This is a genomic window from Chromobacterium alkanivorans, from assembly GCF_016937655.1.
GTDB classification, from domain to species: Bacteria; Pseudomonadota; Gammaproteobacteria; order Burkholderiales; family Chromobacteriaceae; genus Chromobacterium; species Chromobacterium alkanivorans.
The window spans coordinates 365987-392962 of the sequence record NZ_JAFHKL010000001.1 but is presented as its reverse complement, the minus strand read 5'-3'; the positions used below and the strand labels follow the sequence as shown (position 1 = coordinate 392962).

The following is a 26976-nucleotide window of genomic DNA, read 5'->3' as shown; positions in this document are numbered from 1 at the left end:
TTCGGACAGAAAATCATGTGTGGAATCGCCGGCTTCTTCTCGCAACGCCCCGCCGCGGCGGCCACCGCCCAGGCCATGCTGACGGAGCTAGGCCGGCGCGGACCTGACGCGGCCAATCAATTATTGCTGAACGCCGACTGGCAGCCGGCGACGGACGGCGACATCCACAATGCGCTGCTGCACGCGCGGTTGTCCATCATCGACCCGCGGCCCATCGCCAACCAACCGATGGCCAGCGACGACGGCCAGGTCTGGATCTGCTACAACGGCGAGGTCTACGACTGGGACGCCGACAAGGCCGAACTGGAAGCCGGCGGCGCGCGTTTCGCCACGCACTCCGACACCGAGTTCATCCTGCGCGGCTACCAGGCCTGGGGCATTGAAACCCTGCTGCAGCGGCTGCGCGGCATGTTCGCCTTCGCCATCCTGGACTTGAAGCAGCGCAAGGTTCACTTGGCGCGCGACCGCATGGGCGAAAAGCCGCTGGTCTATTCGCTGCTGGACGGCGACTTCGCCTTCGGCTCGCTGGTGCGCTCGGTGCTGCCCTTCCTGCCGCCGCGGCAACGCGACTTCTCCGCCGACGCCATCGACGCCTACCTTGCCCACCGTTACATCCCGGCGCCCGCCACCCTGTTCAGCCACATCCAGCGCCTGGAAAACGGCCACCGGCTGGAGTTCGATCTGGACACCCGCTCGCTGCGCAAGCTGCGCTACTGGCAGCCGGCCAAGGACGACGGCGACTGGCTGCAAGAACTGGACCGCGCAGTGGCGATGCGCACCGTCGCCGACCGCCCGCTGGGCGTGCTGCTGTCCGGCGGCATCGACTCCACCGTGATCGCCAGCCGGCTGGCCTTGCAGCGGCTGACGCAGTTCAGCAGCTTCACCGCCGCCTTCCCCGGCTCCAAGCTGGACGAGGCCGCCGACGCCGCCGACTCCGCCCAGCGGATGGGCCTGGCCAATCTGGCGGTGCAGATGCCGGAGAACCTGGCCGCCGATTTCGAACGCATCGTCGCCGACCTCGACCAGCCCTTCGCCGATCCGTCCAGCTTCCCCACCTGGTATCTGGCGCGCGAGGTCAGCCGCCACGTCAAGGTGGTGCTGCTGGGCGACGGCGGCGATGAGCTGCTGGCCGGCTACAAACGCGTCAACAAGCATCTGCGCACTCGCTGGCGCAGCCTGCTCAAGCTGCCGCTGGCGATCAAGCCCTCGCTGGACGGCAAGGGCGCCGGCAAACTCGCCACCGAGCTGGCGATGAGCTGGCAGGACGCCTATTCGCTGCGCTTTTCCGGCTTCACCCCCGGGCAGCGCCTGTTCCTGCAAGGCAACCGGCCGCTGACGCGGCTGTGCCACTGGCGCGCGCCCGACGACATCGGCCCGCCGCCGGCCAATGCGCCGGCCGGCCTGCATCATTTGCTGGCCATAGACTTCGCCAACTACCTGCCGGACTACATCCTGCAAAAATCGGACTTGTGCACCATGGCCCACGGCCTGGAAGGCCGGGCCCCGCTGGTGGACCACCGCTTCTACCAGACCTTGCTGGCGGTGGACGGCAAGCAGCGCTTCACCCAGCCGGCCAAGCTGATCTTCCGCCGCGCCGTCCACCCGGCGCTGCCGGCGGACTTTTTCTCGCGCAAGAAGCGCGGCTTCAATCCGCCGCTGTCCGGCTGGCTGAAAACCAGCCTGGCCCCGCGCATGGACGGCCTGGGCGAGCGCCTGGCCCGGCTCAGCCGCGGCCAGCTCGACGCCGCCGCGGTGGACGCCTTCGCCGCCGCCTACCGCGACGGCGCCGAGCATCTGGCCGAGCAGATGCTGCAACTGCTGATCCTGGACGAAAGCCTGGGACAACTCAGCCGACTGGCGACGCAAGACTGAGCCGCGGCGCGGCGCATGCCATTCCTATGGCCAGCGCCGCGCGGCGTCGCATCTGTTACATTCGAGAACACATTTTCGTTTGAAAACGATAATGATTAGCATTAGTATTTTTAGGCAAGCCAATGCCTTACTACAATAAAGCGCTTATCCGCCCGGTCGACCTCCTGCGTCGCCAAGCGGCCCGCTCGGGCCAGAGCAGTGCCCTATTCAATTGAAACCAAAAGGAAACACTATGCGTCGCTTTGTCCAACTGGCTATCGCCACCGCAGCACTGACCGCCTCGGCAGCCGCCATGGCCAAGGAATACCCGATCGGCAAGCCCGCGCTGAAAAACGGCATGGAGATCGGCGCGGTCTACCTGCAGCCGACCAAGATGGAACCGGAAGGCATGATGCGCAAGGCCGAGGCATCCGACATCCACCTGGAAGCCGACATCCACGCCACCAAGAACAACCCGAACGGCTTCGAAGAAGGCGCGTGGATGCCTTACCTGGTGGTCAAGTACGAACTGAGCAAGGTGGGCGGCAAAGAGGTGCTCAAAGGCGACCTGATGCCGATGGTGGCCAACGACGGCCCACACTACGGCGACAACATCAAGCTGCAAGGCCCGGGCAAATACAAGCTGAAATACACCATCATGCCGCCGTCGGCCAACCAGCACGCCCACTTCGGCCGCCACATCGACAAGGAAACCGGCGTGGGCCCGTGGTTCAAGCCCTTCGAACTGAACTATGAGTTCACTTATGCCGGCATCGGCAAAAAAGGCGGCTATTAATCCCGTTGTTCTTGCAAAAACAGGATTAATGCGAATGAGAATGTAAACGTCAGTCATTCTCATGCGTTAAAATAAGACAGCGCATGCCCTCGCCTGCGCTGTTTTCAATCCGGAGACCCTTTCCGATGAAGTTCGCGCGCATGCTCCTGGCCGCCATCGCGGCCTGCCTAGTGTCGATGTCCGTCCTCGCCGACGAGATGCCGGTGTTCAAGCTGGTGATGAAGGACGGCGTGTTCACTCCCGCCCGCCTGGTGGTGCCGGCCGGCAAGAAATTCAAGGTCGAAGTGATCAACGCCGGCAAGACCCCGGCGGAATTCGAAAGCACGCCGCTGCGCAAGGAAAAGGTGCTCGGCCCCGGCGCGGAATCCTTCCTGGTGTTCCAACCGCTGGCCCCCGGCGAATACAAGTTTTTTGACGAATTTCACATGAAGACCGGCCAGGGCGTCATCGTCGCCAAGTAAACGCCGCGCTGCCGGAGACGCTTGACCGCCTCCCAGCCGTTTACCGCCGTAAGCAGGAGCATATACATGGGACAAGTCCTTTTCATCGTCTGGCGCGAAAGCGTCGAGGCCTTGCTGGTCGTCGGCATTCTCAACGCCTGGATGAACCAGAACCCGGCCGGCGCCGCCGGCAAACGCTATCTGTGGGCCGGCGTGGCGCTGGGCCTGCTCGCCGCCGTCGGCCTGGCGGTGGCTCTGTTCGCCGCCAGCAGCCTGATGGCCGGCGCGCAGGACATCTTCCAGACGGTGATGGTGTTCACCGCCGCCGCGCTGATCGTGCACATGGTGCTGTGGATGCGCGAGCATGGCCGCACGCTGAAGAAAGAGCTGGAGGCCGGCCTGCGCGAAAACGCCAGCAGCGCCAACTGGTGGGGCGTCACCTTGCTGGCCGCCATCGCCATCGCCCGCGAAGGCAGCGAAACCGTGGTCTTTCTCTACGGCATGCTGGCCGAGGCCGACGGCTCCACGCTGGCCAGCATGAGCTTCGCCGCCGTGATCGGCCTAGGCCTGGCTTTCCTGACCTTCTATCTCTTGCAGCTGGGCGGCAAATACCTGTCCTGGCGGCTGTTCTTCCGCATCACGGAAATCATGCTGCTGCTGCTCGGTGCCTCGCTCTTCCTCAGCGGCGTGGAAAAGCTGATCTCCATGGACATCCTGCCGGCGTTGGTCGACCCGCTGTGGGACAGCTCCGCGCTGCTTGACGACATGAGCCCGGCCGGCGGCGTCATCGCCTCGCTCACCGGCTATCGCGCCCACCCCGCCTTGATGAGCCTGCTCGCCTACGCGCTGTTCTGGGCGACGATCTGGGCGCTGTTCCAGTGGCGCAACCGCAAACAGACGCTGGCCGCATGAAATCCGCCCGTCCGCCGCTTCCCCGCTCCGCCGACGTCGCCGCGCGCGCCGGCGGCTCCTGTCGCCAGCCGACGGCCCAGGGTTTCATGGCCGCCGTCGGCTTGTGGCTGCGGGATCACGCCGGCCTGCTGCGCGCGCTGCAATGGGGAGTGGTGCTGGTCTACGCCGCCTTGCTGATCGTGCCGGCCTGCCTGGAGCTGCCTGGGGATACCGCCCGGATCTGGAACAATCTGACCATCTTCGCCCAGTTCGTGTTCTGGGGCATTTGGTGGCCCTTCGTGCTGCTGTCCATGGTGTTGTTCGGCCGGCTGTGGTGCGGCGTGCTGTGTCCGGAAGGCGCGCTGTCCGAATGGGCGGCCAAGAAAGGGCTGGGCCGACCCATCCCGCGCTGGATGCGCTGGGGCGGCTGGCCCTTCGTCGCCTTCGCGCTGACCACCATCTACGGCCAGCTGGTCAGCGTTTACCAATACCCTAAGGCCGCGCTGCTGGTGCTGGGCGGCTCCACCGTGGCCGCGGTAATCGTCGGCTTCATCTACACCCGCGGCAAGCGCGCCTGGTGCCGCCACCTGTGTCCGGTCAACGGCGTGTTCGGCCTGCTGTCCAAGCTGGCGCCCATGCACTACCGGGTGGACGAAGCCGCCTGGAAGGCGTCTCAGGACAAGACCTTCCCGATTCAAACGGTGGACTGCGCGCCGCTGCAACCGCTGCGCCATATGCAAGGCGGCAGCGGCTGCCATATGTGCGGCCGCTGCAGCGGCCATCGCGACGCCATCGAGCTGAGCCTGCGCTCGCCCACCGAGGAAGTGGTCAAGGTGGCCGCCAAGGAGGCCGACGGCTGGCAGACCGCGCTGATCGTCTACGGCCTCTTGGGCGTGGCGATGGGCGCCTTCCACTGGACCATGAGCCCCTGGTTCGTGGCCATGAAACAGGCGGCGGCGGAATGGCTGGTGGACCGCGACATCCTGTGGCCGCTGGACACCGAGGCGCCGTGGTGGCTGCTGACCCATTACCCGCAACACAACGACGTGTTCTCCTGGCTGGACGGTGCGGCGCTGATCAGCTACGTGCTGGCCACCGCGCTGGTGCTGGGCAGCGGTTTGTTGCTCTGCCTGGCCGCCGGCGTGCGCATCGCCGGCCCCTGGCGGCTGCAGCGCCTGCACCACCTGGCCCAGGGCCTGATCCCGCTGGCCGGCTGCGGCGTGTTCCTTGGCCTGTCGGCGCTGACGGTGACCCTGCTGAAGGCGGAAGGGGTGCCGATGTTCTGGGCCAACGACGCGCGGCTGGCCTTGCTGGCCGGCGCCAATCTGTGGTCGCTGTGGCTGGGACGCGCCATCCTGGCGCGCTGGTGCTCCGGCTGGCGCCAGGCGCTGGCCCTGATTCCCTTGCTGGCGGCGCTGGCCCTGGTGGACGCCGCCTGGGGCTTCATGTTCTGGTGGTGGTAGCCGCCCGGCTGGCGGCGGGGTGGGCGCTGTGCGATAACAAAACATGCTCCCACCCTGATCCTGGAGTCGCGCCATGTGGCGTCCGCTGCTGCTTGTCCTCTACTGCCTGGCCGCGCCCGCGCGCGCCGAGACGCCGGCGATAGACTTCGCCACCGGCGAGTGGCCGCCCTATGTGTCGCGCAGTTTCACCGCCGACGGCGTCTTCGCCGACATGGTGCGCCAGGCCTGCCGGCGCGCCGGCTACACGGCGCGTTTTCACTATATGAGCTGGCCTCGCGCCGAGGCCGCCATCAAGGCCGGCCGCGCCGCGGCGGCCTTTCCCTACCGGCCGACGCCGGAGCGGCTGCGCGACTTTGATTTTTCCCCGCCGCTGATCCGCAGCAGCAGCTACTTCTTCTATTACAAGCCACGACTCGCCCATCCTCCCGGCGCTTTTCGCAGTCTGGCCGACTTGCGCGCCTACCGCATCGGCGTGCAACTAGGCTATTGGTACCAACCTTTGTTCCAGCAGTACCACTTGAACACGCTGAACACCAATGACGAGGAAAGCGCGATCAAGTTGCTGCGCGCCGGCCATCTCGATCTGGCGCCGCTGACGCTGGAGCGCGGCCTGTTCCTGATCCGCACCCAGGCCGCCGGCCAAGAACGCGACTTCGCCTACATTCCCACGCCGCTGGACAAGGCCACTTCGCTATCGCTGATGTATTCGCGCAGCTACCCAAACATCGCCAAACTGCGGCTCACCATCGACCAGGCCTTGCTGGCGATGCAGGCCGACGGCAGCTTGCAGGCCATCTACCAGCGCAACTTCCCCGAACTCAAGCCGCGGCGCTGACCAGAACCGGCTTCAGCACCCGCTGCGCCTCCTTGGGGTCGACCCCGATCAGAAAGCCGCGCTTGCCGCCGTTGATATAGATGCGCTCCAGCTCGACGATGCTGGCCTCCATATACACCGGCATCGCATGGCGGGTGCCGAACGGGCTGGTGCCGCCCACCTGGTAGCCGCTGTGCTTGTCCGCGGTCTTGGGGTCGCAGGGATGGACTTTCTTGACGCCGATCTGCTTGGCCAGCATGCCGGTGCCCACCTCGCGGTCGCCGTGCATCAGCACGATCAAGGGCCGCTTGTTCTCGTCCTCCATGATCAAGGTCTTGATCACGGCGTGCTCGTCCACGCCCAGTTCGCGCGCCGACACCGTGGTGCCGCCTTTTTCCTCGTACTTGTACAAGTGCTCGCTATAGCTGACCTGATGCTCGCGCAATACCCGGATCGCCTGGGTGACCGGGGCCTTTTCCTTGGACATGATCTTCACAGCCTAAAAAACAAAACGCCACTGTAGAAGCTTGCGCGCCATCAGGCAAACCCGGACACTATGCGTACCTATTCCACTCAGGGAACCGTGCCGTGATATTGGAAGCTGCCTTGCTGCACATCAAGCCAGGCCTCGGGCCAGAGTTCGAAGCAGCTTTTGTCCACGCCTCAAAGCTCATCGCAGCCGCTCCAGGCTATCTGGGTCATGAGTTGCAACGCTGCCTGGAACATGATGACAAATACCTGCTGCTGGTTCGCTGGACTAGCGTGGAAGCTCATGAGCAGGGCTTCCGCCAGTCCGCCGACTATCTTGAATGGAAGCAAAGCCTACATCACTTCTATCAGCCTTTTCCGACAGTAGAACACTTCAGCCGGGTCTATCCGCCGCCGCCCGGCTGAATCGCCACCACAGCCGCAGTCCGAGCAGCAAGGCCAGCACCGTCGCGTAAATCAGCGGCTGGCTCAGGTCTTTCTTCACCAGCCACCAGTAATGGATCACCGCCAGCAGCGCCGCCGGATACACCAGCCGGTGCAGCCGGCCCCAGTTGCGCTTGAGCCGGCGCATCCAGCCCTGGGTGGACGTCAGCGCCAGCGGCGTCAACAGCAGCAGCGCGGCGAAGCCTACGGTGATGAAGGGCCGTTTATAGATGTCCCTGACGATGCCGGCCCAATCGAAGAATTGGTCCAGCCACAGATAAGTCAGGAAATGCAGGCTCAGGTAGAAAAAGGCGAACAAGCCCAGCATGCGCCGGCACTTCAGCGGCCAGCCACCGGCGCCCAAGCGCCGCAAGGGCGTCATCGCCAGCGTCGCCAGCAGCCAGACCAGGGTCCAGGTGCCGGTGGAGCGGGTGATGAACTCCACCGGATTGACCGCCTCTCCGGACAGCACGATCCAGGCGGCGCGCGCCAGAGGCAATAGACAGACCGCGAACAGCAGGCATTTGAACCAGACCAGCGCGCGGTCGGCCGGACGGGCGGAAGCGGGTTTCAGGCGCAAAGTCGTCATCCCCGCTCCATCAATAGTTCTTGCGCAGATCCAGGCCGCGGTACAAGCCCGCCACCTGATCGCCGTAGCCGTTGAACATCAGCGTCTTGCGCTTGAAGAACTCGCCGATGCGGCGCTCGCTGGCCTGGCTCCAACGCGGGTGGTCCACTTCCGGGTTCACATTGGAATAGAAGCCGTACTCGCGCGCATTGGCCAGATTCCAGCTGGTAGCCGGCATGGTTTCCTGCAAATGGATGCGCACGATGGACTTGATGCTCTTGAAACCGTATTTCCACGGCACCACCAGGCGGATGGGCGCGCCGTTCTGATTGGGCAGCACATCGTTGTACAGGCCGACGGCCAGAATGGTCAGCGGGTGCATCGCCTCGTCGATGCGCAAGCCCTCGCGGTAAGGCCAGTCCAGCACCCGGCCGCGCTGGCCGGGCATTTCCGCCGGCCGCTGCAGGGTTTCGAAGGCCACGTACTTGGCGCGCGAGGTCGGGTTCATCTGCTTGAGCAGGCTGGCCAGCGGAAAGCCCACCCAAGGAATCACCATGCTCCAGCCTTCGACGCAGCGCAGCCGGTAGACGCGCTCCTCCAGCGGGAATTTCAGCAGCTGCTCGATGCCGAAGCTGCGCGGCTTGGCCACTTCGCCGTCCACCAACATGTTCCAGGGACGAGTCTTCAGACTGCCGGCGTTCGCCGCCGGGTCGGACTTGTCGGTGCCGAATTCATAGAAATTGTTGTAGCCGGCAATTTCTTTCAGGCTATTGGCCTTGTCGTTGCCGGCCAGCGTCGACAGCGGGCTTTTCTTGGCGGCCAGCGCCGCCAGCGTCTCGGCCGACAACAGCAGGCCGGCGCTGCCCAGCATGAAGTGGCGGCGGTTCAGGTACGCGCCTTCCGGCGTGATGTCCGACGGCGGGATGTCGGCGGGTTTCTTGATCAGCATGGCGATGTCTCCGGTCTCTACCCCCATGAGTCGGGAGCGGCTCCTGAATCTGACAATCGACCACGCCGATAATTTACGCAAGCTCCTCCGCGTCCGCTCGCCAGGGCTGTCCCAAGGCGCTGCCCTGGCCGCCGTCGCGCGCCAGAAGCCGGCCTATCGCCTGCAAGGCGGTCCAGCGCGGCCCGCACCAGTCCGGCGCGATCAGGGTGGGCGCTTGCGCGGTGGCCGACACCCGGTGATAGATCACTTGCGGCGGGGTATGGCGGATCAGGCTGGTCGCCACCTCGGCATAGTCGGCCAGGCTCCACGGCGCCACTTCGCCGCGCCGGTATTGCGCCGCCATCCGCGAACCGCGCACCACCATCAGCGGATGCAGCTTCAGCCCTTCCACGCCGATGTCCAGCACCGTGGCCAGCGAGGCGTGGACGGCGGCCGCGTCCTCGCCGGGCAGCCCGGCGATCAGATGAGCGCAGACCTTGAGACCGTGGCGGTGAGCGCGCCGCACCGCGTCGCGATATTCGGCCAGGCCGTGGCCGCGCCGGATCAGCGCCTGGGTTTGGTCGTGCGCGGTCTGCAGGCCCAGTTCCAGCCACACCTCGCCGCCTTGCTGCTGGTATTCCGCCAGCAAGGCCAGCGCGGCGTCCGGCACGCAGTCCGGCCGGGTGCCGACGCACAGGCCCACCACGTCGGCGCCGGCCAGCGCCTCGTCGTACAAGCGGCGCAGCTGCTCGGTTTCGGCGTAGGTGCTGGTATAAGCCTGGAAATAAGCCAGATAACGGCGCGCGCGGTCGGTCTTGGCCTTCTCCCGCGCCAGCTGCTCGCTGATCGACAAGGCCGCCGGATCGCGGCCGAAGCTGCGCACATTGCAAAAGGTGCAGCCGCCGCGTCCCAGCGTGCCGTCGCGGTTGGGGCAGGTGAAATCGCCGGCCAGCGACAATTTGTGCACCGGCTGGCCGAAGCGGCGCTTCAGATAATAACCAAAGGTATGCAGATGCCGGGTCAGATCCATCGCCAAACAAAGCCCAAAGCCGGGCAGTCTAGCAAGCGGGCCGCCCGGCGGCGCTGAGCGGGATCAAGAATGGACGCGGCGAGAGCGATTAAAGGCGGTGCCAGCCCAAGAGATACAGCAGCGAAAACAGCCCTGCGCTGAGCAGCAGCGCCAGCGCCAGCGTGCTGAACAGCTCGTGCAGGCTCTGCCGCTGACGGCGGTTGAGCAGCCAGCGCGCCAGCATCAGCAAGACGCCGCACAGCACGAAGAACTTGAAGAGACGACCGAACATGGCGGGCCAGCGAAGAAAAGTCGCCCGATTATCCGGCGCGCCGGCGCCGCTGGCAAGACGCGCTGTCGCCGCCGGCGCAAGACATGCTAAAGTCCTGGCTGTAGCCTACAGGAGGCTCCGAAGCGAGAATGGCCGGCACCGACCGGCCGCCGGCGGAGCGACAGCATGCGCGCGGCCCGCGCCGCGCATGCCGAAAATAGCAAAAGAGGCACTCAAGTCATCATGTCCGACTCCCACGACTCCGTCGGCATCGTCGCGGCCCAGACCGCCGTGTTCGATACCCCCTTGCCGCTGAACAGCGGCGCCGTCCTGCCCGGCTACCAGCTGTGCTTCGAGACCTATGGCGAGCTCAACGCCGCCAAAAGCAACGCCATCCTGATCTGTCACGCCCTGTCCGGCCACCACCACGTGGCCGGTCGCCACCAGGCGGACGATAAGACCGCCGGCTGGTGGGACAATATGGTGGGGCCCGGCAAGCCCATAGACACCCGCCGCTTCTTCGTGGTCGGCGTCAATAATCTGGGCGGCTGCCACGGCAGCACCGGCCCCTCCAGCCCCAACCCTGCCACCGGCCGGCCCTGGGGCTCCGACTTTCCCGTCGTCACCGTCGCGGACTGGGTCACCAGCCAAGCACGACTGGCGGACCGGCTGGGCATTGAGCGCTGGGCGGCGGTGATAGGCGGCAGCCTGGGCGGCATGCAGGCCTTGCAATGGAGCATCGACTACCCGGAACGCATCGCCCACGCGCTGGTGATCGCGTCCGCGCCCAAGCTGTCGGCGCAGAACATCGCCTTCAACGACGTGGCGCGCCAGGCCATCATCACCGATCCCGAATTTCACGGCGGCGACTTCTACGCCCACGACGCGCTGCCCAGGCGCGGCCTGCGCCTGGCGCGCATGCTCGGCCACATCACCTATCTGTCCGACGACGGCATGGGCGAGAAATTCGGCCGCATGCTGCGCTCCGGCGAATACCGCTTCGGCTACGACGTGGAGTTCGAGATCGAGTCCTATCTGCGCTATCAGGGCGACAAATTCTCCGACGCCTTCGACGCCAACACCTATCTGTTGATGACCAAGGCGCTGGACTACTTCGATCCGGCCAAGGACTTCGGCGGCGACCTGGTCGCCGCGCTGAAAAAGGCCAGCGCCCAATTCCTGGTGGCCAGCTTCACCAGCGATTGGCGCTTCTCGCCGGAGCGCTCGCGCGAAACCGTCAAGGCGCTGGTGGCCGCCAACCGGCCGGTGTCCTACGCCGAGATCGAATCCGTCCACGGCCACGACGCCTTCCTGATGACCGACGAACCCTATGTCCATTTGATGCGCGCCTACCTCGACCGCGTGGCGCGGGAGGTGCAAGCATGAACGCCCCGCAAACCACGGCGCCGCTGCGCGCCGACCTGCGCCTGATCGCCGACTGGATCGCGCCCGGCAGCCGGGTGCTGGACTTGGGCTGCGGCGACGGCGCGCTGCTGTCCTGGCTGGGCCGCAACAAACAGGTGGTCGGCTACGGCGTGGACCTGGACGTCGGCAATGTCGTCAAATGCGTGACCTCCGGCGTCAACGCGCTGCAAGGCGACCTGGAAACCGGCCTGGCCGAATTCGACGGCGACGCCTTCGACCACGTGGTGCTATCGCAGACCATACAGGCAATGCGCGAGACCGAGCAGATCCTCAACGAAATGCTGCGCGTCGGCCGCGAAGCCATCGTCACCTTTCCCAACTTCGGCTACTGGGAAAACCGCTGGCAGATCCTGCAGGGCCACATGCCGGTTTCCGACACCATCCCCTACCAATGGTACGATACGCCCAACATTCACTGGTGCATGCTCGGCGACTTCGAAGCGCTGTGCGCCAAGAATCGGCTGCGCGTGGTGGAACGCGTGGTGATGAATGGGGTCAAACGGGTGACTTTCATGCCCAATCTGCGCGGCAGCCTGGCCTTCTACCGGGTGGCGCGCCAATAACAACAAGCGGCGGGCCGGTCCCGCCGCGCGATCCGTAGAAACTGGCCTGCCCATGAGCAACACAACCATAGACTGGCGGCGCGACGTCTTCTCGCGCACGATGCTGATCTGCGTCTTCACCGGCTTCGCCTCCGGTCTTCCGCTGTACACCCTGATCAACCTGCTTCCCGCCTGGCTGCGCAGCGAAGGCGTCGACCTCAAGGCCATCGGCCTGTTCGCGCTGATCGGCCTGCCCTACACCTGGAAATTCCTGTGGTCCCCGCTGATGGACCGCTACGTGCCCCCGCTGCTGGGCCGCCGCCGCGGCTGGATGCTGCTGACCCAGCTGGCGCTGATCGTTACCATGGCCGGCTTCGGCCTGTTCAACCCGGCCCAGCACATCTGGAGCATCGCCGCGCTGGCGGTGGGCGTGGCCTTTTTCTCCGCCAGCCAGGACATCGTGCTGGACGCCTATCGCCGCGAAATCCTCAGCGACAACGAACTGGGCCTGGGCAATACCGTCCACATCAACGCCTACCGGCTGGCCGGCCTGGTGCCCGGCTCGCTGTCCTTGATCCTGGCCGACCACATTCCCTGGGACCGGGTCTTCCTGATCACCGCGCTGTTCATGATCCCCGGCCTGCTGATGACGCTGAAGGTCAGCGAGCCCAAGCTCGCCGGCCAGGCGCCCAAGACGCTGCGCGAAGCCGTGGTCGAGCCCTTCCACGAGTTCATCACCCGTCAGGGCTGGCAAGGCGCCGCCTGGATTCTGGGCTTCATCTTCCTGTACAAGCTGGGCGACAGCATGGCCACCTCGCTGGCCACGCCGTTCTACCTGGACATGGGCTACGCCAAATCCCAGATCGGCCTGGTGGCCAAGCACGCGGCGCTGTGGCCTGCGGTGATAGGCGGCCTGCTCGGCGGCCTGTGGATGATCAAGCTGGGCATCAACCGCGCGCTGTGGGCCTTCGGCGTGGTGCAGGTGTTGTCCATCCTGGGCTTCGCCTGGCTGGCCAGCTACGGCCGCTTCGCCTCCATCGGCGCGCATGAGCTGAGCATGCTGGCCGTGGTCATCGGCTTCGAAGCGCTGGGCGTCGGTCTCGGCACCGCCGCCTTCGTCGCCTTCATCGCCAAGAGCACCCACCCGGCCTACACCGCCACTCAGTTCGCCTTGTTCACCAGCCTGGCGGCGGTGCCACGCACCCTGGCCAACGCCTCCACCGGCTACATCATCGACGCCATAGGCTGGACCAGTTTTTTCCTGTTATGCACCGCGCTGGCGTTGCCCGGCATGGTGTTGTTGCTGAAAGTGGCCCCATGGAGGGAAAAGGAGGGAGCATGAAGGCATGGAAACCAGCGTTGCTCTGCGCAACGCTGCTGAGCGCGTCCTGCGCCGCGTCGGCCTCCGCCGACACGGCCATGCAAACCGTCAAATACCGCTGCAACGGCAGCAAAATGGTGGTGGTGGAGTATCCGCAGCAGCAAAGCGGCACCGCCATCCAGCTGAACTGGAACCATCACCGCTACCGGCTGACGCCGGCCAAGGTCGCCCAGGGCGAGCGTTACGTCAGCCAACAACTGATCTGGTCGCTGCTGGACGAGCAGGCGCGCCTGACCACTCGCGGCGGCCGCGTGCTGGCGCAAGGCTGCCGCAAGATCCAGGTGCCGGCAACGGCCGACGGCACTTAATCTCCCCAGGCCACGCAAGATTGCGGGCCGGACTCATCCGGCCCACACTGCGATAAATTGCCGTCCTGATCCAGACTCAACTGCAAGCGCCCAGCCAAGCGGTGCCCCGCCCTAGGCTTGGCCAGCAAACGGAAACTGGCTTGCCCCGCGCTGTCCGAACCCAGGCTGACGCTGCCCAGCCGAATGTCGAAATCGCGGGTGCCGGGCCGCGGCAGCGGCGGCCAGGTCGCGGACCGCGTGCGGTTTTCCAAATGCCAGCGCTGGACGAAATGGAGATTCTCCAACAGCGCCGCGCGCGCCTCCGCCAACTGCCCGCGCAATATCTGCTGCTGATAGGCCGGCCAGGCCATTGCGGCCAGAATGGCCGTCACCGCCATCGCCGTCAGCAACTCCAGCAAGCTCAGCCCCGCTGGCGTTCTCATTCCGCCTCCTCCAGCCGCCGCCAGTTCAAGCGTCCGCCGCGGCCGGCCTGCGCGCCCGCGCCGGCCCAGAACCAACTCTGCACGGTCAATGCGTCGCGCTCGCTCTCGCCCCAGACCCGCACGCTGATCCGGTACAAGCGGCCGTCGACGCCGGCGAACCGAAACGCCGGGTTGAGCAACTCAAGCACATAGCGCGGCGGGCTCCAACGCTGTCCCGCGCGCGACCGCGCCGGCAGGCAGGACGCCGGCGGCCGGCCGGCCGCGCTCTCAAGCGGGCGGCTGGGCCCGCAAGGATGCAATAACGGCCACTGCGCCCCGTTGATCAGCACGCTGCGGCGCCATAAATCGGGCTCGGTCGCGCACAAGCCGTAACCGACGCCGCCGACGCTGGATAGGCAATCCGGCATGAACCAACCCAGACCGCGGCCGTCGCCCCGCCAGGGAACGCCGCTTTCTCCCCTCAGACCGTCCTCGAAACGGAGATTCAAATCCAAGGTCCGCCGTTCCGCCGCCCGCAAGGCCTGCAACGCCGCCAGAGCCAATGCCCGCTGTTCCGCCAGATTCCGCGTGGCGCGCTGCTCCGCCGCCACCGAACGCGCGGTTCCCAGCGCCAGCACCGTCAGCAGGCTGAGCAGCGGCAGAATCAGCCACAGCACCGCGCCGCGCGGCCGGGACCTCATCCGCCCGGCTCCAGCGCGCACGGCAGCGCCGGCGTCAACGCCACCACCGTGGTCCATCCCTGCCTGCCGCCGTCCGACCGCATCTCAAGCGCCAGCTCCACCCGCGACAACCGCTTCCAATCCTCCGCGCTCAGCTGATCCGCGCGTTCCCGCCAAACCAGCGTCAGCGGCCGGCAAGCGCTGCGAACGCCAAAACGCTGCCGCAGCGCCGTCACGGCCGTCGCCAGCAATTGCGGCGGCTCCGCCGTCCGCCCGGACAGGCTTTCCTCCAGCCACAGCGCGTTGCCGTCGCCGTCGCGGCGCAGGACGTAACGCTGCGAGGCGATAGCCAAAACTTCCAAGGAGGCGAGATCCGCGCCTCGCAGCGGCCCGGCTTCCGCCGCTCCCTCCCAGGCCAACGCATGCGCGCCGCCCTCCCTCCGCCATTCCAGCCCCGGCTCGCCCGACTTCAACAGCCTCAGGCTGGCGCAACTGGCCAGCGCAGCCTCTTCCCAATCCGCCCCTCCCTGCCAGCGCAAGGTGGTCCGCGTCGCGTCCTCCGTCACCGACGCCGTCGCCGCGTCGACGCCGTAGCGAAAACGCATGCCTTCCGGCGCGTCGAACCCGCGTCCCGGCGACTCCGCCGCCTGCGCGCAAGCGAAACGCCCGTGCCTGCGCCAACTCTCCGCCAATTGCGCCAGCGCGAATTGCCCATCCTGATGCCGCCGCAAAGCACGCTCAACGGCTCGCAGGCTGCCCTGCATCGTCAGCGCGCCTTGCAAGGCCAGCGCCAACACCAGCAGCCCCAGGCTCATCGCCACCATCATCTCCACCAGGGAAAACCCCTGGTCGCGCCGGCCGGTCGCCACGACTAAGGCGCGTCCAGGGCCAGCGCGTAACGACGCGCGGCACGGGCGGAGTCCTCTCCGACCGAGTCGTTCCAAGTCAGCCGCAGATAGACGACGGCGCCCTCCTGCTGCGCGCACGCCTCCGTCATCGCGTCCAGCGCGCCGCGGCACTGCCGCGCCTCGATCACGCCGTCTCCCAAACCTTCCAGCCGCTGCCGCAAGCGCGCCCAATCCGCCTGCTCTTGCGCGGACGCCTCCCCCGCCTCCGGCCACAGCAGCGCCGCCTCTCCCAGTTCCAGCGCCGCCGCGATCGCCTCCGCCCGCAGCACAGCGTCGCGGCCGTGCAGCAGCGCGCGCAGCTGCACCGAGGACAGGGCCAGCATGGACACCATGACCACGAACAGCGCCAGCATGGTTTCCAGCAAAGCGCCGCCGCGGACGGCGGCCTCAGCTCGGGCAGCCACGGTCCGCCTTGCCTATGTCCGCCCGGCCATGGCCGCTGACCTGCAGCAGCAAGCACTGGCCGGACAACGGGCTTTCCAGCCATAGGTTCACGCCCTGGCCGCGCTCCAGCCTGCCGTTGGGCAGGAAGGACAGCTGGTCGCGCCCAACCCGCACCCTGACCCTGCCCGCGGCGAACACCAGCAGATGCAAGCGTTCCTGGCTGTCGTAACCGGCTTGGCCGCCGCCATCCCTGTCCGCGTACACCAGGGCGCCGCGGTCCCACACCTGCCGCTGCCTGGCGCAGCCCTGCAATTGCAGATTCCGCTTCAGATTGGCCGCGCACACGAATACCGGCCGGTTGCTGCGCAGGGCCTCGCTGCGGGCGAAGTGCAGCAGATTGGCCATCGCCTGGGCGTGGCTGCGCAATTGCTGCGTCGACAACAAACGGCCCAGGCCCGGCGCGGCGATCGCCAGGCACAGCAGGAGGATCGCCAGGACCGTCATCGCCTCAATCAGGGTGAAGCCGATCTGAGCTCGCATGGCAGGCACTCCGTCTCATTGGGGGTTAGCTAATATATTTAGCAAACCCATGCGAACGGAACCGATCTTGTTCCCGTAAACGTCGGTTGAGCCAGGCATTTAGGCCAGGACCAGCAAAACGACATGGGCATGAAAAAAGCCAGCCTGCCCGGCTGGCTTTCAGACTGCGGCGCGCCTCCCGCTCAGTGCGCGCTTTCCCAACTTTCCCCGGCGCCCACTTCCGCCAGCAAGGGCACCTTGAGCTTGGCCACGCCGGCCATGATCTCCGGCAAACGCCGCTTGACCAGTTCCAACTCGGCTTCCGGCACTTCCAGCACCAGTTCGTCGTGCACCTGCATGATCAGCTTGCTGCCCAAGGCGTCGTCGCGCAGCCAGTTCTGCACCGCGATCATCGCCAGTTTGATCAGATCCGCCGCCGTGCCCTGCATCGGCGCGTTGATCGCCGCGCGTTCGGCGCCGGCGCGGCGCGCCGGGTTCGACAACTTGATCTCCGGCAGGTAGAGACGGCGACCGAACACGGTTTCCACATAGCCTTGCTCGCGCGCGGTTTCGCGCGTGGTCTGCATATACTCGGCCACGCCCGGGTAGCGCATGAAGTAGCGGTCGATGTACTGCTGCGCGGCGCTGCGTTCGATGTCCAGCTGCGCGGCCAGGCCAAACGCGCTCATGCCGTAGATCAGGCCGAAGTTGATCGCCTTGGCGGCGCGGCGCTGGTCGGCGCTGACCTGCTCCAGCGTCACGCCGAACACCTCGGCGGCGGTAGCGCGGTGAATGTCCTCGCCGCTGGCGAAGGCCTGCAGCATGCCGGCGTCGTCCGACAGGTGCGCCATGATGCGCAGTTCGATCTGCGAATAGTCGGCGCTGACGATCACATGCCCGGGCGGCGCTATGAAGGCCTCGCGCACGCGGCGGCCTTCCGGCGTGCGTACCGGGATGTTCTGCAGATTGGGATCCGAGCTGGCCAGCCGCCCGGTGATCGCCACCGCCTGCGCGTAATTGGTGTGCACGCGGCCGGTGGCCGCGTTGATCAGCTGGGGCAATTTGTCGGTGTAGGTGGACTTGAGCTTGGCCAGGCCCCGGTATTCCAGGATGCACTTGGGCAGCGGGTGGTCCAGCGCCAGCGCCTCCAGCACCGATTCGTCGGTGGAGTAGCCGCCGGACGGGGTCTTCTTCACGCCCTTGGTGGGAATGCCCAGCTTGCCGAACAGGATTTCCTGCAATTGCTTGGGCGAGTTCAGGTTGAACGGCTGGCCGGCCAATTCGTAGGCCTGGTTTTCCAGCTTCAGCATCTCGGTGCCCAGTTGATGGCTTTGCGCCGCCAACCGCTCGCGGTCTATCAACACGCCGTGGCGTTCCATGTCGAACAGCACCTCGGCCACCGGCAGTTCGATGTCGCGGTAGACTTCTCGCAAACGGCCGCTCAACAGGCCGGAGAAGTATTGATTCAGGCGCAGCGTGATGTCGGCGTCCTCGGCCGCGTAGTTGGACGCGGTGTCCACGTCCACCTCGCCGAAACCGATCTGCTTGGCGCCCTTGCCGCAAATCTCCTCGTAACTGACCGTGGACTCGCCCAGATGGCGGCGCGCCAGATCGTCCATATTGTGGCGCTCATGGCTTTCCACCACGTAGGAAGCCAGCAGGGAGTCGTCGACCACCCCGGCCAGGCGGATGCCGTGGTTGGCGAACACATGGCGGTCGTACTTCAGGTTCTGTCCGCACTTCTTCTTGCCGACGTCCTCCAGCCAGGGTTTGAGCTTGGCCAGGCTTTGCTCCAGATCCAATTGCTCGGGCGCGCCGGCGTAGTGGTGGTCCAGCGGCAGATAGGCGGCCTCGCCGGAGCGCACCGAGAAGCTGACGCCGATGATGCGCGCCTGCATCTGATCCAGGCTGGTGGTCTCGGTGTCCAGCGACACCACCTCCGCCGCCGCCAGCTTGGCCAGCCAGGCGTCCAACCGCGCGGCGTCCAGAATGGTTTCATAGCGCCGCTCCGCCACTGCCTCCGGCAGGGCCGGGCTGTCTTGCGCCGCCTCGATGGCGAACAGATCGTCACCCTGCGCGCCGGCCGTAGTTTGCGCCACCGCCGGCATCTCCTCGCCCTCGCTCACCTCGCGATAAAAGGTGCGGAAGCCCAAGCCCTGATACAGCTCGGCCAGACGCGGCTTGTCCTTAAGACCGTGCTGCAGGCTGTCCAGGCCATAGGGCATGTCCGCGTTCAGATCCACATCGCACTTGATGGTGATCAGCTCGCGGCCCTTGGGCAGCCAATCCAGCGCCGCGCGCAGGTTCTCGCCCACCTTGCCGCCTACTTCCGCCGCCTGGGCGATGACGGCGTCCAGGCTGCCGTACTGCTCCAGCCACTTGACCGCGGTCTTGGGCCCACACTTGTCGACGCCCGGCACATTGTCCACCTTGTCGCCGATCAGGGTCAGATAGTCGACGATCAATTCCGGCGGCACGCCGAACTTGTCCTTGACCCCGTCGCGGTCGAAGGTTTCATTGGTCATGGTGTTGACGATGGACACCTGGCCGTTCACCAGTTGCGCCATGTCCTTGTCGCCGGTGGAGATGATCACCCGCATGCCGGCGGCGGCGCCGGCGCGCGCCAGCGTGCCGATCACGTCGTCGGCCTCCACTCCCGGCACCACCAGCATCGGCCAGCCCGAGGCTTGCACCACCTCATGGACCGCCGTAATCTGGGAGGCGAGTTCCTCCGGCATCGACGGGCGATTGGCCTTGTATTCGGGGTAAAGGTCGTCGCGGAATGTCTTGCCTTTGGCGTCGAAAACGCAGGCGCTATAATCGAACTGCACTTCCTTCTCCAGCCGCCTGAGCATGTTCACCATGCCGTAGACAGCCCCCACCGGGCGGCCATCCGGAGAGCGCAAATCGGGCATCGCGTGAAAGGCGCGGTACAAATAAGAAGAGCCGTCGATCAATAACAGTGTTTTCATAAAAAGAGGCAGAATATGAGCTTGTCCGATAAATTACCGCAAACCAGTGATCGTCACGCGATGATGCAGCGTTTCCGTTCCCGCGAAGCCTGGCATGTGATGAAAATCATGTCGGAGTTTGTCGATTCGGCGGAAGCCTTGCAAGGCATCATGCCGGCAGTGAGCATCTTTGGCAGCGCGCGCACGCCGCGCGACCACAAGTATTACAAATTGACCGAAGAAGTCGCCCGCCTGCTGTCGGACTCCGGCTTCTCCGTCGTTTCCGGGGGCGGCCCCGGCATCATGGAAGCCGCCAATAAAGGGGCATTCTACGGCAGAAGCCCGTCGGTGGCGCTGAATATCGTGTTGCCGCACGAACAGAAACCCAATGAATACCAAGACCTGAGCATCAAGTTCAACCACTTCTTCAGCCGCAAGGTCATGTTCGTCAAACACGCCATCGCCTATGTGGTGATGCCGGGCGGTTTCGGCACGCTGGACGAGATGTTCGAGGCGCTGACGCTGATCCAGACCGGCAAGAGCCGCAAGATTCCCATCATCCTGTGCTGCCGAGAGTTCTGGGAAGGCCTGCTGGACTGGGTCAAGGACCGCTTGATCAGCGAAGGCATGATCAATCCCGAGGACATGAATCTGATCCAACTGATCGACGATCCGCGGCAAATCGTCGAAACTATCTTCAAACATTACGAAACCCGCGGTTTTGAAGCGCTGCCCGAAGAGCGCGAACAACTGCTGCACCTTTAACACTGATGACAATCAAGGACCACGCCATGCGCCGCCTGCTCGCCGCCCTCGCCCTGCTGCCATTGACAGCCGCCTGGGCCGATACGCCCTCCCCCGCCAAGACCCCGGTGCCGCCGCCGCCGACGATCAGCGAACAAAGCGCCGCCACCGCGGAACCGGAGGTGCGCATCATCCAGAAGGGCGAGGACAAGATCGAGGAATACCGGCTCAACGGCCATCTCTACATGGTCAAGGTGACTCCGTCGCACGGCGTGCCCTATTACCTGATGGACGACAACGGCTCCGGCACCATGAAGCAGATCGACCCCGCCAACCGCATCATCATCCCGCGCTGGGTGCTGATCCGGTTCTGAGAGGGCCACTATGTCGGTTTACACCACGGTCAGCGATGACCAGATGCAGGAATGGCTCAAGCGCTACACCTTGGGCCAGTTGCTGGACTTGCAGGGCATTGCCTCCGGCATCACCAACACCAATTACTTCGTCACCACCACGCACGGCCGCTATGTGCTGACGCTGTTCGAGGCGCTGAAGCTGCAGGAACTGCCCTATTACCTGACCTTGATGAGCCACCTGGCGCGCCACGGCGTGGCCTGCCCGGCGCCGGTGGCCGACAACACCGACCAGTTCGCCTCGATGCTGGCCGGCAAGCCGGCCTGCCTGGTCAGCTGCCTGGACGGCGCCGACGTCGCGCAGCCCACCTCGGCGCAGTGCCGCGCAGTCGGCGAAATGCTGGCGCAGATGCATATCGCCGGCGCCACCTTCCCCGGCAAAATGGCCAATCCGCGCGGCCCGCGCTGGTGGAGCGAAACCGCGCGCCAGGTCTACCCCCGCATGGACGAAGACGCCGCCGCCTTGCTGCGCGAGGAGGTGCAGTTTCAGGACAGCCACCGCTTCGATCACTTGCCTTCGGGCGTGATCCACGCCGACCTGTTCCGCGACAATGTGCTGCTGGACGGCGACCGCATCGCCGGCTTCATCGACTTCTACTACGCCTGCAACGATGTGCTGCTCTACGATCTGGCCATCGCGGTCAACGACTGGGCCCGCAACGCGGACCACGGCATCGACAACGAGCGCGCCGCCGCGCTGCTAGACGGTTATCAGTCGGAGCGCGAGCTCACCGCGGAGGAGGAACGGGCTTGGCCGCTGATGCTGCGCGCCGCCGCGCTGCGCTTCTGGGTGTCGCGGCTGCAGGACCTGCATTTCCCGACAGCGGGCGAGATGACCTACACCAAGGACCCCGGCGTCTTCCAAACCGTGCTGGAGGCGCATCGCTCGCGCGGCGAGTTCTGGCTGCGGCATTAATGGCACACTCGCTCCCATCCCACTGACGAATTCCCAGTTGTCACTTTGCAGACTTACAGTCTTGCTCTATGCTGATGGCAAGCATTATTGATTTTATGATGTTGATAGTTTTCCTGTTTTAAATGTTGCACTTAGATTAATTTCGAAGCACAAATACACAAGGGCACACTATCATGTTGAAGAAAGTCTTTATTCTTGCCTTGGCTGGCCTGCTCTCTGCTCCGGTGTTTGCCGCCGAAGAAGCCGCAGCGACCTCGGCGGCGGGCAGCAGCGCCGCCGGCACCTCCTCTGCGGCCGCCGCTGGCGCGGCCGGCACCACCGCCGGCATTGCCGGTCTGAGCGTGGGCACCATTGCAGCCATTGGCGCTGCGGTTGCCGCCGCGGTTGCGGTTTCCAGCAACAGCGACTCCTCTACCTCACACTCCGCCACCACCCACCATTAAGTCGCCGTGCTTATGCACCGCGGCTTGATCGGACGTTGGCTTTCGCCCCAAACAGGCAGCCTGTCTGCGCAAGCAACAGGTTGCCTGTGTTTCTATCCGCTCTCGATACGGAGCGCTGCGTAACTTTTAAGATTTTTATTAGTAATTGTTTCTCGCAATACGAAATCAATAACTCTAAATAAAGCAATCCATGCGTGGCATTCTGATCAAAGGGATAGTGTTCGGGGGAAGTTGCGGCTTGCTGTTGCCGGTTTACGCGCAACCATCGCTCAATGGCCAATCTGGCTACATCAATATGCCGTCGGCGGATGTTGGCCGCGACGGCTCTTTAAGCTTTGGGGTCAGCTCCGACAAGCCCTACAACACCTTATGGGTCTCGGCGACGGCGCTGCCCTTTCTGCAGATTTCAGGCCGCTACGTCTCCATCTCCGGCATTGCCGGTTTTGACAATCCACAATACGGCGGAGGCTACGGTAGCTTTAAGGACAAGGCGATCGACACAAAATGGCGACTGCTGGACGAGTCCGGCGTTTGGCCCGCGCTCGCCTTCGGCCGCACGGATATTTTCGGCACAGCACTGTGGCGCGGCAATTATCTGGTGGCCAGCAAGCACCTCCGCCCCAATCTGGAAGTCTCGGCGGGTGTCGGTTCCGGTCGAATCGAAGGCCCTTTCGGCGGCCTGCGCTGGACCCCAGAGCGCTTTCCCCGCTGGTCGCTGATCGCCGAATACGACGCCAATCACTACCCATCGGATTTCCGCTCCAAAGACACCTTCGCCGCGCAAAGGAAAAAGGGGGCTGCCGCCGGCATTGAATACCGCTGGGGCTGGCTGGGCCTGCAATTGGCCAAGCAAAAAACTCACGCCAGTCTGAACGCCTCGATAGAAATTCCTTTGAACGAACGCGAGTTCGTGCCCAAGATCAGCGAACCCGCTTATTTCAGCGGCGGCCCCGACGTGCCGCTCCGTCCCACCTTGCGCCAATGGCATGCCGACAGCGCCTATGGCCATGGCCTGGTCAGCGCCTTGAGCAAGCAGGATTTCAAAAACATCCGCATCAGCATGCGCGGCGACGAATTCGTACTGGAGCTGAACAATAGCCGGATTTCTAATGTAGGCCGCGCGGTGGGCCGCGCGGTACGCACCGCGCTGTACTTTGCCCCAATTGAAACGCGCAGCATCCGCGTGGTCTACACCAAGCTGGAGCAGCCAATCGCGACCTATAGTTTTTTCAATCTGGCCACCTTGAACGACTACCTGCTGGGCAAGGTCGACCGCCAACGCTTTCTGGACAGCGTCAACATCAAGCCTGGCAAGGATTCCGAACTGGAGGAGGTTTACGCGCAACAGCTCAGCGCAAACATCAAAGACAGCGTCAACCTGGAGGTTTTGGCGGGCAAGGACGGCGACATCGTCCAACTCAACGCCGAAGACAACGAAGCCAACCGCTTCCGGCTGGTGCCCAAGACCGGGGTCTATTTCAACGACCCCAGCGGCGCCTTCCGCTATGAGATCGCCGCCGCCGCCACTTATACGCGGCGCCTTGGAACCGGCTTGTTTTTGAACAGCGCGCTCAGCGCCAACCTCTACAACACGGTCTCCGGGGTCAAACAACCGTCCAACAGCCTGCTGCCCCATGTCCGTTCCGACGTGGCCGAATACAAGAAAACCAACTCTCCCAAACTGGATCGCCTGCTGCTGAACCAGTATCTGACTCTGGGGCCCAATACCTACGCCCGCGCGTCCGCCGGCATTTACGAGGAAATGTTCCGCGGCGCCGGCGGCCAAGTGCTCTACTACCCCGACACCCGCCACTGGGCGATAGACCTCGCCGTGGACGCCCTGCAACAGCGCGACTACAAGGGCTGGCTGGGCAAACGCGACTACCAGACCGTCACCGCGCTGGCCTCGCTCCACTACAAATTGCCGCTGAACGTTACCGCCACGGTGCGAGCCGGCCGTTTTCTCGCCAAGGACAGCGGCGCGCGTTTGGAGTTGAAGCGCCGCTTTCGCTCCGGCATCGAGATCGGCGCCTGGTACACCAGCACCAACGGCAACGACATCACCTCGCCCGGCACCCCCAGCTCGCCCTATAAGGACAAGGGGCTGTTCATTTCCATACCGCTGAACAGCATGCTGACGCTGGACACCCAGGCGGTGGGCAACTTCGCCCTATCCCCATGGACGCGAGATGTCGGCCAAATGGTTATGTCGCCCGGAGACCTCTACGACCAGCTCAACGACCCGCGCAGCGATGTGAACGCCTACGACGGTTTGGGCAACTTCGCCGAACGACCGGATGAGCAGGGCTTGCCGCAAGTCAATCCGCCGCCCCCGAACTTCCATCCCTGGCCGTCAGTGCGACTGCGGTTGGACGACTCGTCCAGGCAATTCGCAACCATGGAGGACAAACCGGGCGCCGTGGCGATTGCCGCCGGCATGACTCTGGCGGCGATAGCTTTGGACAAGCCGGTGAATCAGGCCGTGGGCCGACATCAGGACAACCGTCTGCTCAAGGGCTGGAAGCAGATTGGCAATACCCTGCCCATCGCCGCGCTGGGCCTGGCGGGCGGAGCCTTCGCCCTGGGCGACGACAGGCTCAGCAACACCGGTTTGATCGCGTTGGAATCCTCGGCGCTCTCCGCCGCCGGCAGCATCGCCTTGAAGGGATTAGGCAACCGGGCGCGGCCAAACGCCAGCGACAATCCCTGGCAGCAGCAGCCGGCGGGCAGTTCCCGCTTCCAAAGCAGCTTCACCTCCAATCACGCCGCGGTGCTGTTCGGCGCGCTGACGCCTTTCGCCAAGGAGTACGACCAACCCTGGCTGTACGGCTTGGCCGCCATCGGCGCGCTCGGCCGCGTCGCCGGCAAAGATCACTGGTTGTCAGACGTCGCCGCCGGCAGCCTGCTGGGTTATGCCTCAGGCTCCTGGCTCTGGCATGCCCAGCGGGACGAGTCCCGTTATCGCACCTCGCTGATGCTGGGCCCCAAGCAGGCCGGCATCCAAGTTTCGAAATCACTGGATTGAAACGACCGCCCATGAACCATCTTCTCGCGACCATGACCGACTATTCACGCCTTCGCCGCCAGGTGGTCCCGCTGCTCATCGCTCTATGCGCCGCCAGTCCCGCCATCGCCGCCACGCCAAACTCGGCTGGCGACTTCTCCAACACCATGATGCCGAGCTATGAGCCGGAAGCCATGATGTACGGACAACCCAGCATCAGCAACCAGGCCCCGCTTGCTCAACAAGCATGGCCGCAGCAGGTGCCGCAACAGCAGCGCAGACTGCCGCCTGGAGCGAAACCAAGCAAGCGCGATCCCTTGCAGAACGAGTCGCAAGAAGGGAGGTTGCCGCCCTTCATCGAATACGTGAAAGTGGCCACCGGCAACATCCTGCCCGTCTTCGGCGCGGACTTGTTCGGCAACCCGCCATCGACCTTTGCCCCAAGCGGCACCGCCCAGGTCAACCCGGACTATGTGATCGGCGCCGGCGACCAGATCCAGGTCAAGGGCTGGGGCATGGTCGACATCGACCTGACCCTAACCGTGGAGCGCAACGGCACGGTCTACCTGCCCAGAGTCGGCGCCATCGCGGTTGCCGGCGTGAAGTTCAGGGATTTGCAAGACACGCTGAAAAAGAGCGTCTCGCGCGTGTTCCACAACTTCGACCTGAGCGCCAGCCTGCTGCAGACCCGCGCAGTGCAGGTCTACGTCGTCGGCCATGCGCGCGCGCCCGGCAGCTATACCCTGGGCGGGATGAGCACCTTGCTGAACGCGTTGTTCGCCGCGGGCGGCCCCAGCGACAACGGATCGATGCGCCATATCCAATTGATGCGCGACGGCAAGGCCGTCGGCCAGCTGGATCTTTACAAAATTCTGGTGGACGGGGACAAGTCCAGTGATCTGACCCTGCGCGACGGCGACGTGATTCAAATCCGGCCCGCCGGCAAACGGGTTGCCTTGCAAGGCGACGTCAAGCATCCGGCCATCTATGAATTTGCCGACGGCGACAGCGTCGCCGACCTGCTGCATTGGGCCGGCGGCCTGGAATCGGCGGCGGAAGGCAAAGCTTGGCAATTGGAAAAAAGCGTAGACAATCGCTTCGAAGCGCAGTGGCAGACATCCAATGGACAAACCAGCCCTGACAACGCCGCATTGAAGCGGCTCAAGCTGGGCGCCAGCGATATTTTCCGCGTGTTCGCGCCCAACGCCTTGCCGGTGAACATTCAACAAGACACCGAATACGTCCGCGTCAGCGGAGAAGTGAAGCAAACCGGCACCTTTTTGCTGCAAAAAGGCGAAACCCTGCGCGACCTGATCATGCGCCTGGGCGGCGCCACTGAAAACGGCTATGTCTTCGCCACCAATCTGCAACGCGAGAACATCAAGAAAGAACAGCAGGCCAAGCTGGATGAGGTGGCCAACCGCTTTGAAAAGGAACTGGAACAAGCCTCCGCCGCTCGCCTGTCCAAACAAACCGATAAAGACAATGTCGCGGCCATTACCGCGGAAGTCGAGCGCCAGCGCAAGCTGGCGGAAAAAATGCGCGCCATCAAAGCGGAAGGACGCGTCGTGCTGGAACTGAGCGGCAGCAGCGCCCAAGTCAAGGACCTGCCGGACCTGCCGCTGCAAAACGGCGACGCCGTCACCATCCCGCGCCGGCCCGGCACCGTCAATGTCCTGGGCTCGGTTTACCAGAGCAATGCCTTCATCTACCGGCCGCAACGCTCGGTGAAGGACTACCTGGATCTGGCCGGCGGCATCAGCCAGACCGGCGACAAGTCCGCAACCTATGTGATCCGCGCCGACGGCACCGTGGCCAGCAACAACAACGCGGGCTGGTTCAACAGCCTGGGCGGCAAGCGCATCAATCCGGGCGACACCATCGTCGTGCCCGACGAACTGGCCGTCAGCAGCTGGACCCAGTCGCTGAAAGAATGGACCTCGATTCTCTATCAGTTCGGGCTAGGCGCCGCCGGCTTGAAAGTCTTGAAATAAGACAGGACCCCCACACTTAA

28 protein-coding genes are annotated in these 26976 nt (G+C 64.6%); 17 read left to right on the top strand and 11 right to left on the bottom strand.

Translation table 11 applies throughout. The annotated features are described in order from the left end of the window. The first annotated feature begins 15 nt into the window (after nt 1-15). From asnB to JW897_RS01850, 6 genes are all read left to right on the top strand, one after another. On the top strand, nt 16-1872 hold the full coding sequence (gene asnB, locus JW897_RS01875) for an asparagine synthase (glutamine-hydrolyzing) (RefSeq protein WP_205464992.1): 1857 nt from the start codon (nt 16-18) through the stop codon (nt 1870-1872). A 232-nt stretch (nt 1873-2104) separates the two neighbouring features. Beyond that, on the top strand, nt 2105-2647 hold the full coding sequence (locus JW897_RS01870) for an iron transporter (protein ID WP_048413190.1): 543 nt from the start codon (nt 2105-2107) through the stop codon (nt 2645-2647). Nucleotides 2648-2772: 125 nt separating this feature from the next. Further along, nucleotides 2773-3108 (top strand): cupredoxin domain-containing protein, encoded by a 336-nt coding sequence (locus JW897_RS01865; RefSeq protein ID WP_048413189.1) that lies wholly within the window; start codon nt 2773-2775, stop codon nt 3106-3108. A gap of 66 nt (nt 3109-3174) precedes the next feature. After that, nucleotides 3175-3999 carry an FTR1 family iron permease gene (locus JW897_RS01860; protein WP_048413188.1) on the top strand — a complete coding sequence of 275 codons (825 nt, stop codon included), beginning with the start codon at nt 3175-3177 and terminating at the stop codon, nt 3997-3999. Further along, nucleotides 3996-5441 (top strand): 4Fe-4S binding protein, encoded by a 1446-nt coding sequence (locus JW897_RS01855; protein ID WP_205464991.1) that lies wholly within the window; start codon nt 3996-3998, stop codon nt 5439-5441. Before JW897_RS01860 ends, JW897_RS01855 begins: the two co-directional genes overlap by 4 nt. A gap of 73 nt (nt 5442-5514) precedes the next feature. Beyond that, nucleotides 5515-6276, top strand: coding sequence for a substrate-binding periplasmic protein (locus JW897_RS01850; RefSeq protein ID WP_205464990.1), 762 nt, complete (start codon nt 5515-5517; stop codon nt 6274-6276). On the opposite strand, the gene ybaK is transcribed toward JW897_RS01850, so the two are convergent. Continuing rightward, entirely contained in the window at nt 6260-6742 is a 483-nt protein-coding gene (ybaK, locus tag JW897_RS01845; protein WP_048413240.1) for a Cys-tRNA(Pro) deacylase, read from the bottom strand. The two genes, JW897_RS01850 and ybaK, sit on opposite strands and share 17 nt — an antisense overlap. A gap of 101 nt (nt 6743-6843) precedes the next feature. Here ybaK and JW897_RS01840 point away from each other — a divergent pair, with 101 nt between their 5' ends. Further along, entirely contained in the window at nt 6844-7149 is a 306-nt protein-coding gene (locus JW897_RS01840) for an antibiotic biosynthesis monooxygenase (protein WP_205464989.1), read from the top strand. Here JW897_RS01840 and JW897_RS01835 read toward each other — a convergent pair. The 4 genes from JW897_RS01835 to JW897_RS01820 all read right to left on the bottom strand — a co-directional run bounded on the left by JW897_RS01835 (nt 7118) and on the right by JW897_RS01820 (nt 9964). Then, nucleotides 7118-7756, bottom strand: a complete 639-nt coding sequence (locus JW897_RS01835) for a protein-methionine-sulfoxide reductase heme-binding subunit MsrQ (RefSeq protein WP_205464988.1) — start codon at nt 7754-7756, stop codon at nt 7118-7120. The two genes, JW897_RS01840 and JW897_RS01835, sit on opposite strands and share 32 nt — an antisense overlap. A gap of 10 nt (nt 7757-7766) precedes the next feature. Beyond that, nucleotides 7767-8684 carry a protein-methionine-sulfoxide reductase catalytic subunit MsrP gene (gene msrP, locus JW897_RS01830; protein WP_205465206.1) on the bottom strand — a complete coding sequence of 306 codons (918 nt, stop codon included), beginning with the start codon at nt 8682-8684 and terminating at the stop codon, nt 7767-7769. 73 nt (nt 8685-8757) lie between these two features. Next, nucleotides 8758-9693, bottom strand: a complete 936-nt coding sequence (gene mnmL / locus JW897_RS01825) for a tRNA modification radical SAM protein MnmL/YtqA (protein WP_205464987.1) — start codon at nt 9691-9693, stop codon at nt 8758-8760. An 88-nt stretch (nt 9694-9781) separates the two neighbouring features. Further along, nucleotides 9782-9964, bottom strand: coding sequence for a protein MIGRI (locus JW897_RS01820; protein WP_048413183.1), 183 nt, complete (start codon nt 9962-9964; stop codon nt 9782-9784). A 222-nt stretch (nt 9965-10186) separates the two neighbouring features. On the opposite strand from JW897_RS01820, the gene metX reads away from it, so the two are divergent. Genes metX through JW897_RS01800 form a run of 4 tightly spaced genes read left to right on the top strand, consistent with a single transcriptional unit; the run spans nt 10187 to nt 13599 of the window. Next, nucleotides 10187-11329, top strand: a complete 1143-nt coding sequence (gene metX, locus JW897_RS01815; protein ID WP_205464986.1) for a homoserine O-succinyltransferase MetX — start codon at nt 10187-10189, stop codon at nt 11327-11329. After that, nucleotides 11326-11931, top strand: coding sequence for a methionine biosynthesis protein MetW (gene metW / locus JW897_RS01810; protein WP_048413182.1), 606 nt, complete (start codon nt 11326-11328; stop codon nt 11929-11931). The genes metX and metW overlap by 4 nt, the downstream gene beginning before the upstream one ends. Nucleotides 11932-11983: 52 nt before the next feature. Further along, nucleotides 11984-13252 (top strand): AmpG family muropeptide MFS transporter, encoded by a 1269-nt coding sequence (locus JW897_RS01805; protein WP_205464985.1) that lies wholly within the window; start codon nt 11984-11986, stop codon nt 13250-13252. After that, nucleotides 13249-13599 (top strand): MliC family protein, encoded by a 351-nt coding sequence (locus JW897_RS01800; protein ID WP_205464984.1) that lies wholly within the window; start codon nt 13249-13251, stop codon nt 13597-13599. The genes JW897_RS01805 and JW897_RS01800 overlap by 4 nt, the downstream gene beginning before the upstream one ends. Here JW897_RS01800 and JW897_RS01795 read toward each other — a convergent pair. From JW897_RS01795 to polA, 6 genes are all read right to left on the bottom strand, one after another. Continuing rightward, nucleotides 13596-14021 carry a type IV pilin protein gene (locus JW897_RS01795; RefSeq protein ID WP_205464983.1) on the bottom strand — a complete coding sequence of 142 codons (426 nt, stop codon included), beginning with the start codon at nt 14019-14021 and terminating at the stop codon, nt 13596-13598. The two genes, JW897_RS01800 and JW897_RS01795, sit on opposite strands and share 4 nt — an antisense overlap. After that, nucleotides 14018-14701 carry a hypothetical protein gene (locus JW897_RS01790; protein ID WP_205464982.1) on the bottom strand — a complete coding sequence of 228 codons (684 nt, stop codon included), beginning with the start codon at nt 14699-14701 and terminating at the stop codon, nt 14018-14020. The genes JW897_RS01795 and JW897_RS01790 overlap by 4 nt, the downstream gene beginning before the upstream one ends. Continuing rightward, nucleotides 14698-15549, bottom strand: coding sequence for a prepilin-type N-terminal cleavage/methylation domain-containing protein (locus tag JW897_RS01785; protein WP_205464981.1), 852 nt, complete (start codon nt 15547-15549; stop codon nt 14698-14700). The genes JW897_RS01790 and JW897_RS01785 overlap by 4 nt, the downstream gene beginning before the upstream one ends. 2 nt (nt 15550-15551) lie before the next feature. Further along, nucleotides 15552-15992, bottom strand: coding sequence for a hypothetical protein (locus JW897_RS01780; RefSeq protein WP_205464980.1), 441 nt, complete (start codon nt 15990-15992; stop codon nt 15552-15554). Then, nucleotides 15976-16512 carry a GspH/FimT family pseudopilin gene (locus tag JW897_RS01775; protein WP_053077253.1) on the bottom strand — a complete coding sequence of 179 codons (537 nt, stop codon included), beginning with the start codon at nt 16510-16512 and terminating at the stop codon, nt 15976-15978. Before JW897_RS01775 ends, JW897_RS01780 begins: the two co-directional genes overlap by 17 nt. A gap of 182 nt (nt 16513-16694) precedes the next feature. Further along, nucleotides 16695-19463: a DNA polymerase I gene (gene polA / locus JW897_RS01770; RefSeq protein ID WP_205464979.1), complete on the bottom strand. Its 2769-nt coding sequence runs from the start codon at nt 19461-19463 to the stop codon at nt 16695-16697. A gap of 15 nt (nt 19464-19478) precedes the next feature. On the opposite strand from polA, the gene JW897_RS01765 reads away from it, so the two are divergent. The 6 genes from JW897_RS01765 (at nt 19479) to JW897_RS01740 (ending at nt 26956) form a co-directional block, all read left to right on the top strand. Beyond that, a complete protein-coding gene (locus JW897_RS01765) occupies nt 19479-20207 on the top strand; it encodes an LOG family protein (RefSeq protein WP_048413174.1) in 729 nt (242 codons plus the stop codon). 5 nt (nt 20208-20212) lie between these two features. Next, complete coding sequence (locus JW897_RS01760; protein WP_231589214.1) at nt 20213-20560, top strand: DUF2782 domain-containing protein; 348 nt, start codon at nt 20213-20215, stop codon at nt 20558-20560. A gap of 10 nt (nt 20561-20570) precedes the next feature. Then, nucleotides 20571-21515 carry a homoserine kinase gene (thrB, locus tag JW897_RS01755; RefSeq protein ID WP_205464978.1) on the top strand — a complete coding sequence of 315 codons (945 nt, stop codon included), beginning with the start codon at nt 20571-20573 and terminating at the stop codon, nt 21513-21515. Between the two features lie 173 nt (nt 21516-21688). Then, nucleotides 21689-21958 (top strand): hypothetical protein, encoded by a 270-nt coding sequence (locus JW897_RS01750; RefSeq protein WP_053077252.1) that lies wholly within the window; start codon nt 21689-21691, stop codon nt 21956-21958. A 190-nt stretch (nt 21959-22148) separates the two neighbouring features. Beyond that, a complete protein-coding gene (locus JW897_RS01745; protein ID WP_205464977.1) occupies nt 22149-24983 on the top strand; it encodes a YjbH domain-containing protein in 2835 nt (944 codons plus the stop codon). Nucleotides 24984-24994: 11 nt separating this feature from the next. After that, complete coding sequence (locus tag JW897_RS01740) at nt 24995-26956, top strand: SLBB domain-containing protein (RefSeq protein ID WP_240352034.1); 1962 nt, start codon at nt 24995-24997, stop codon at nt 26954-26956. Nucleotides 26957-26976: the final 20 nt, after the last annotated feature.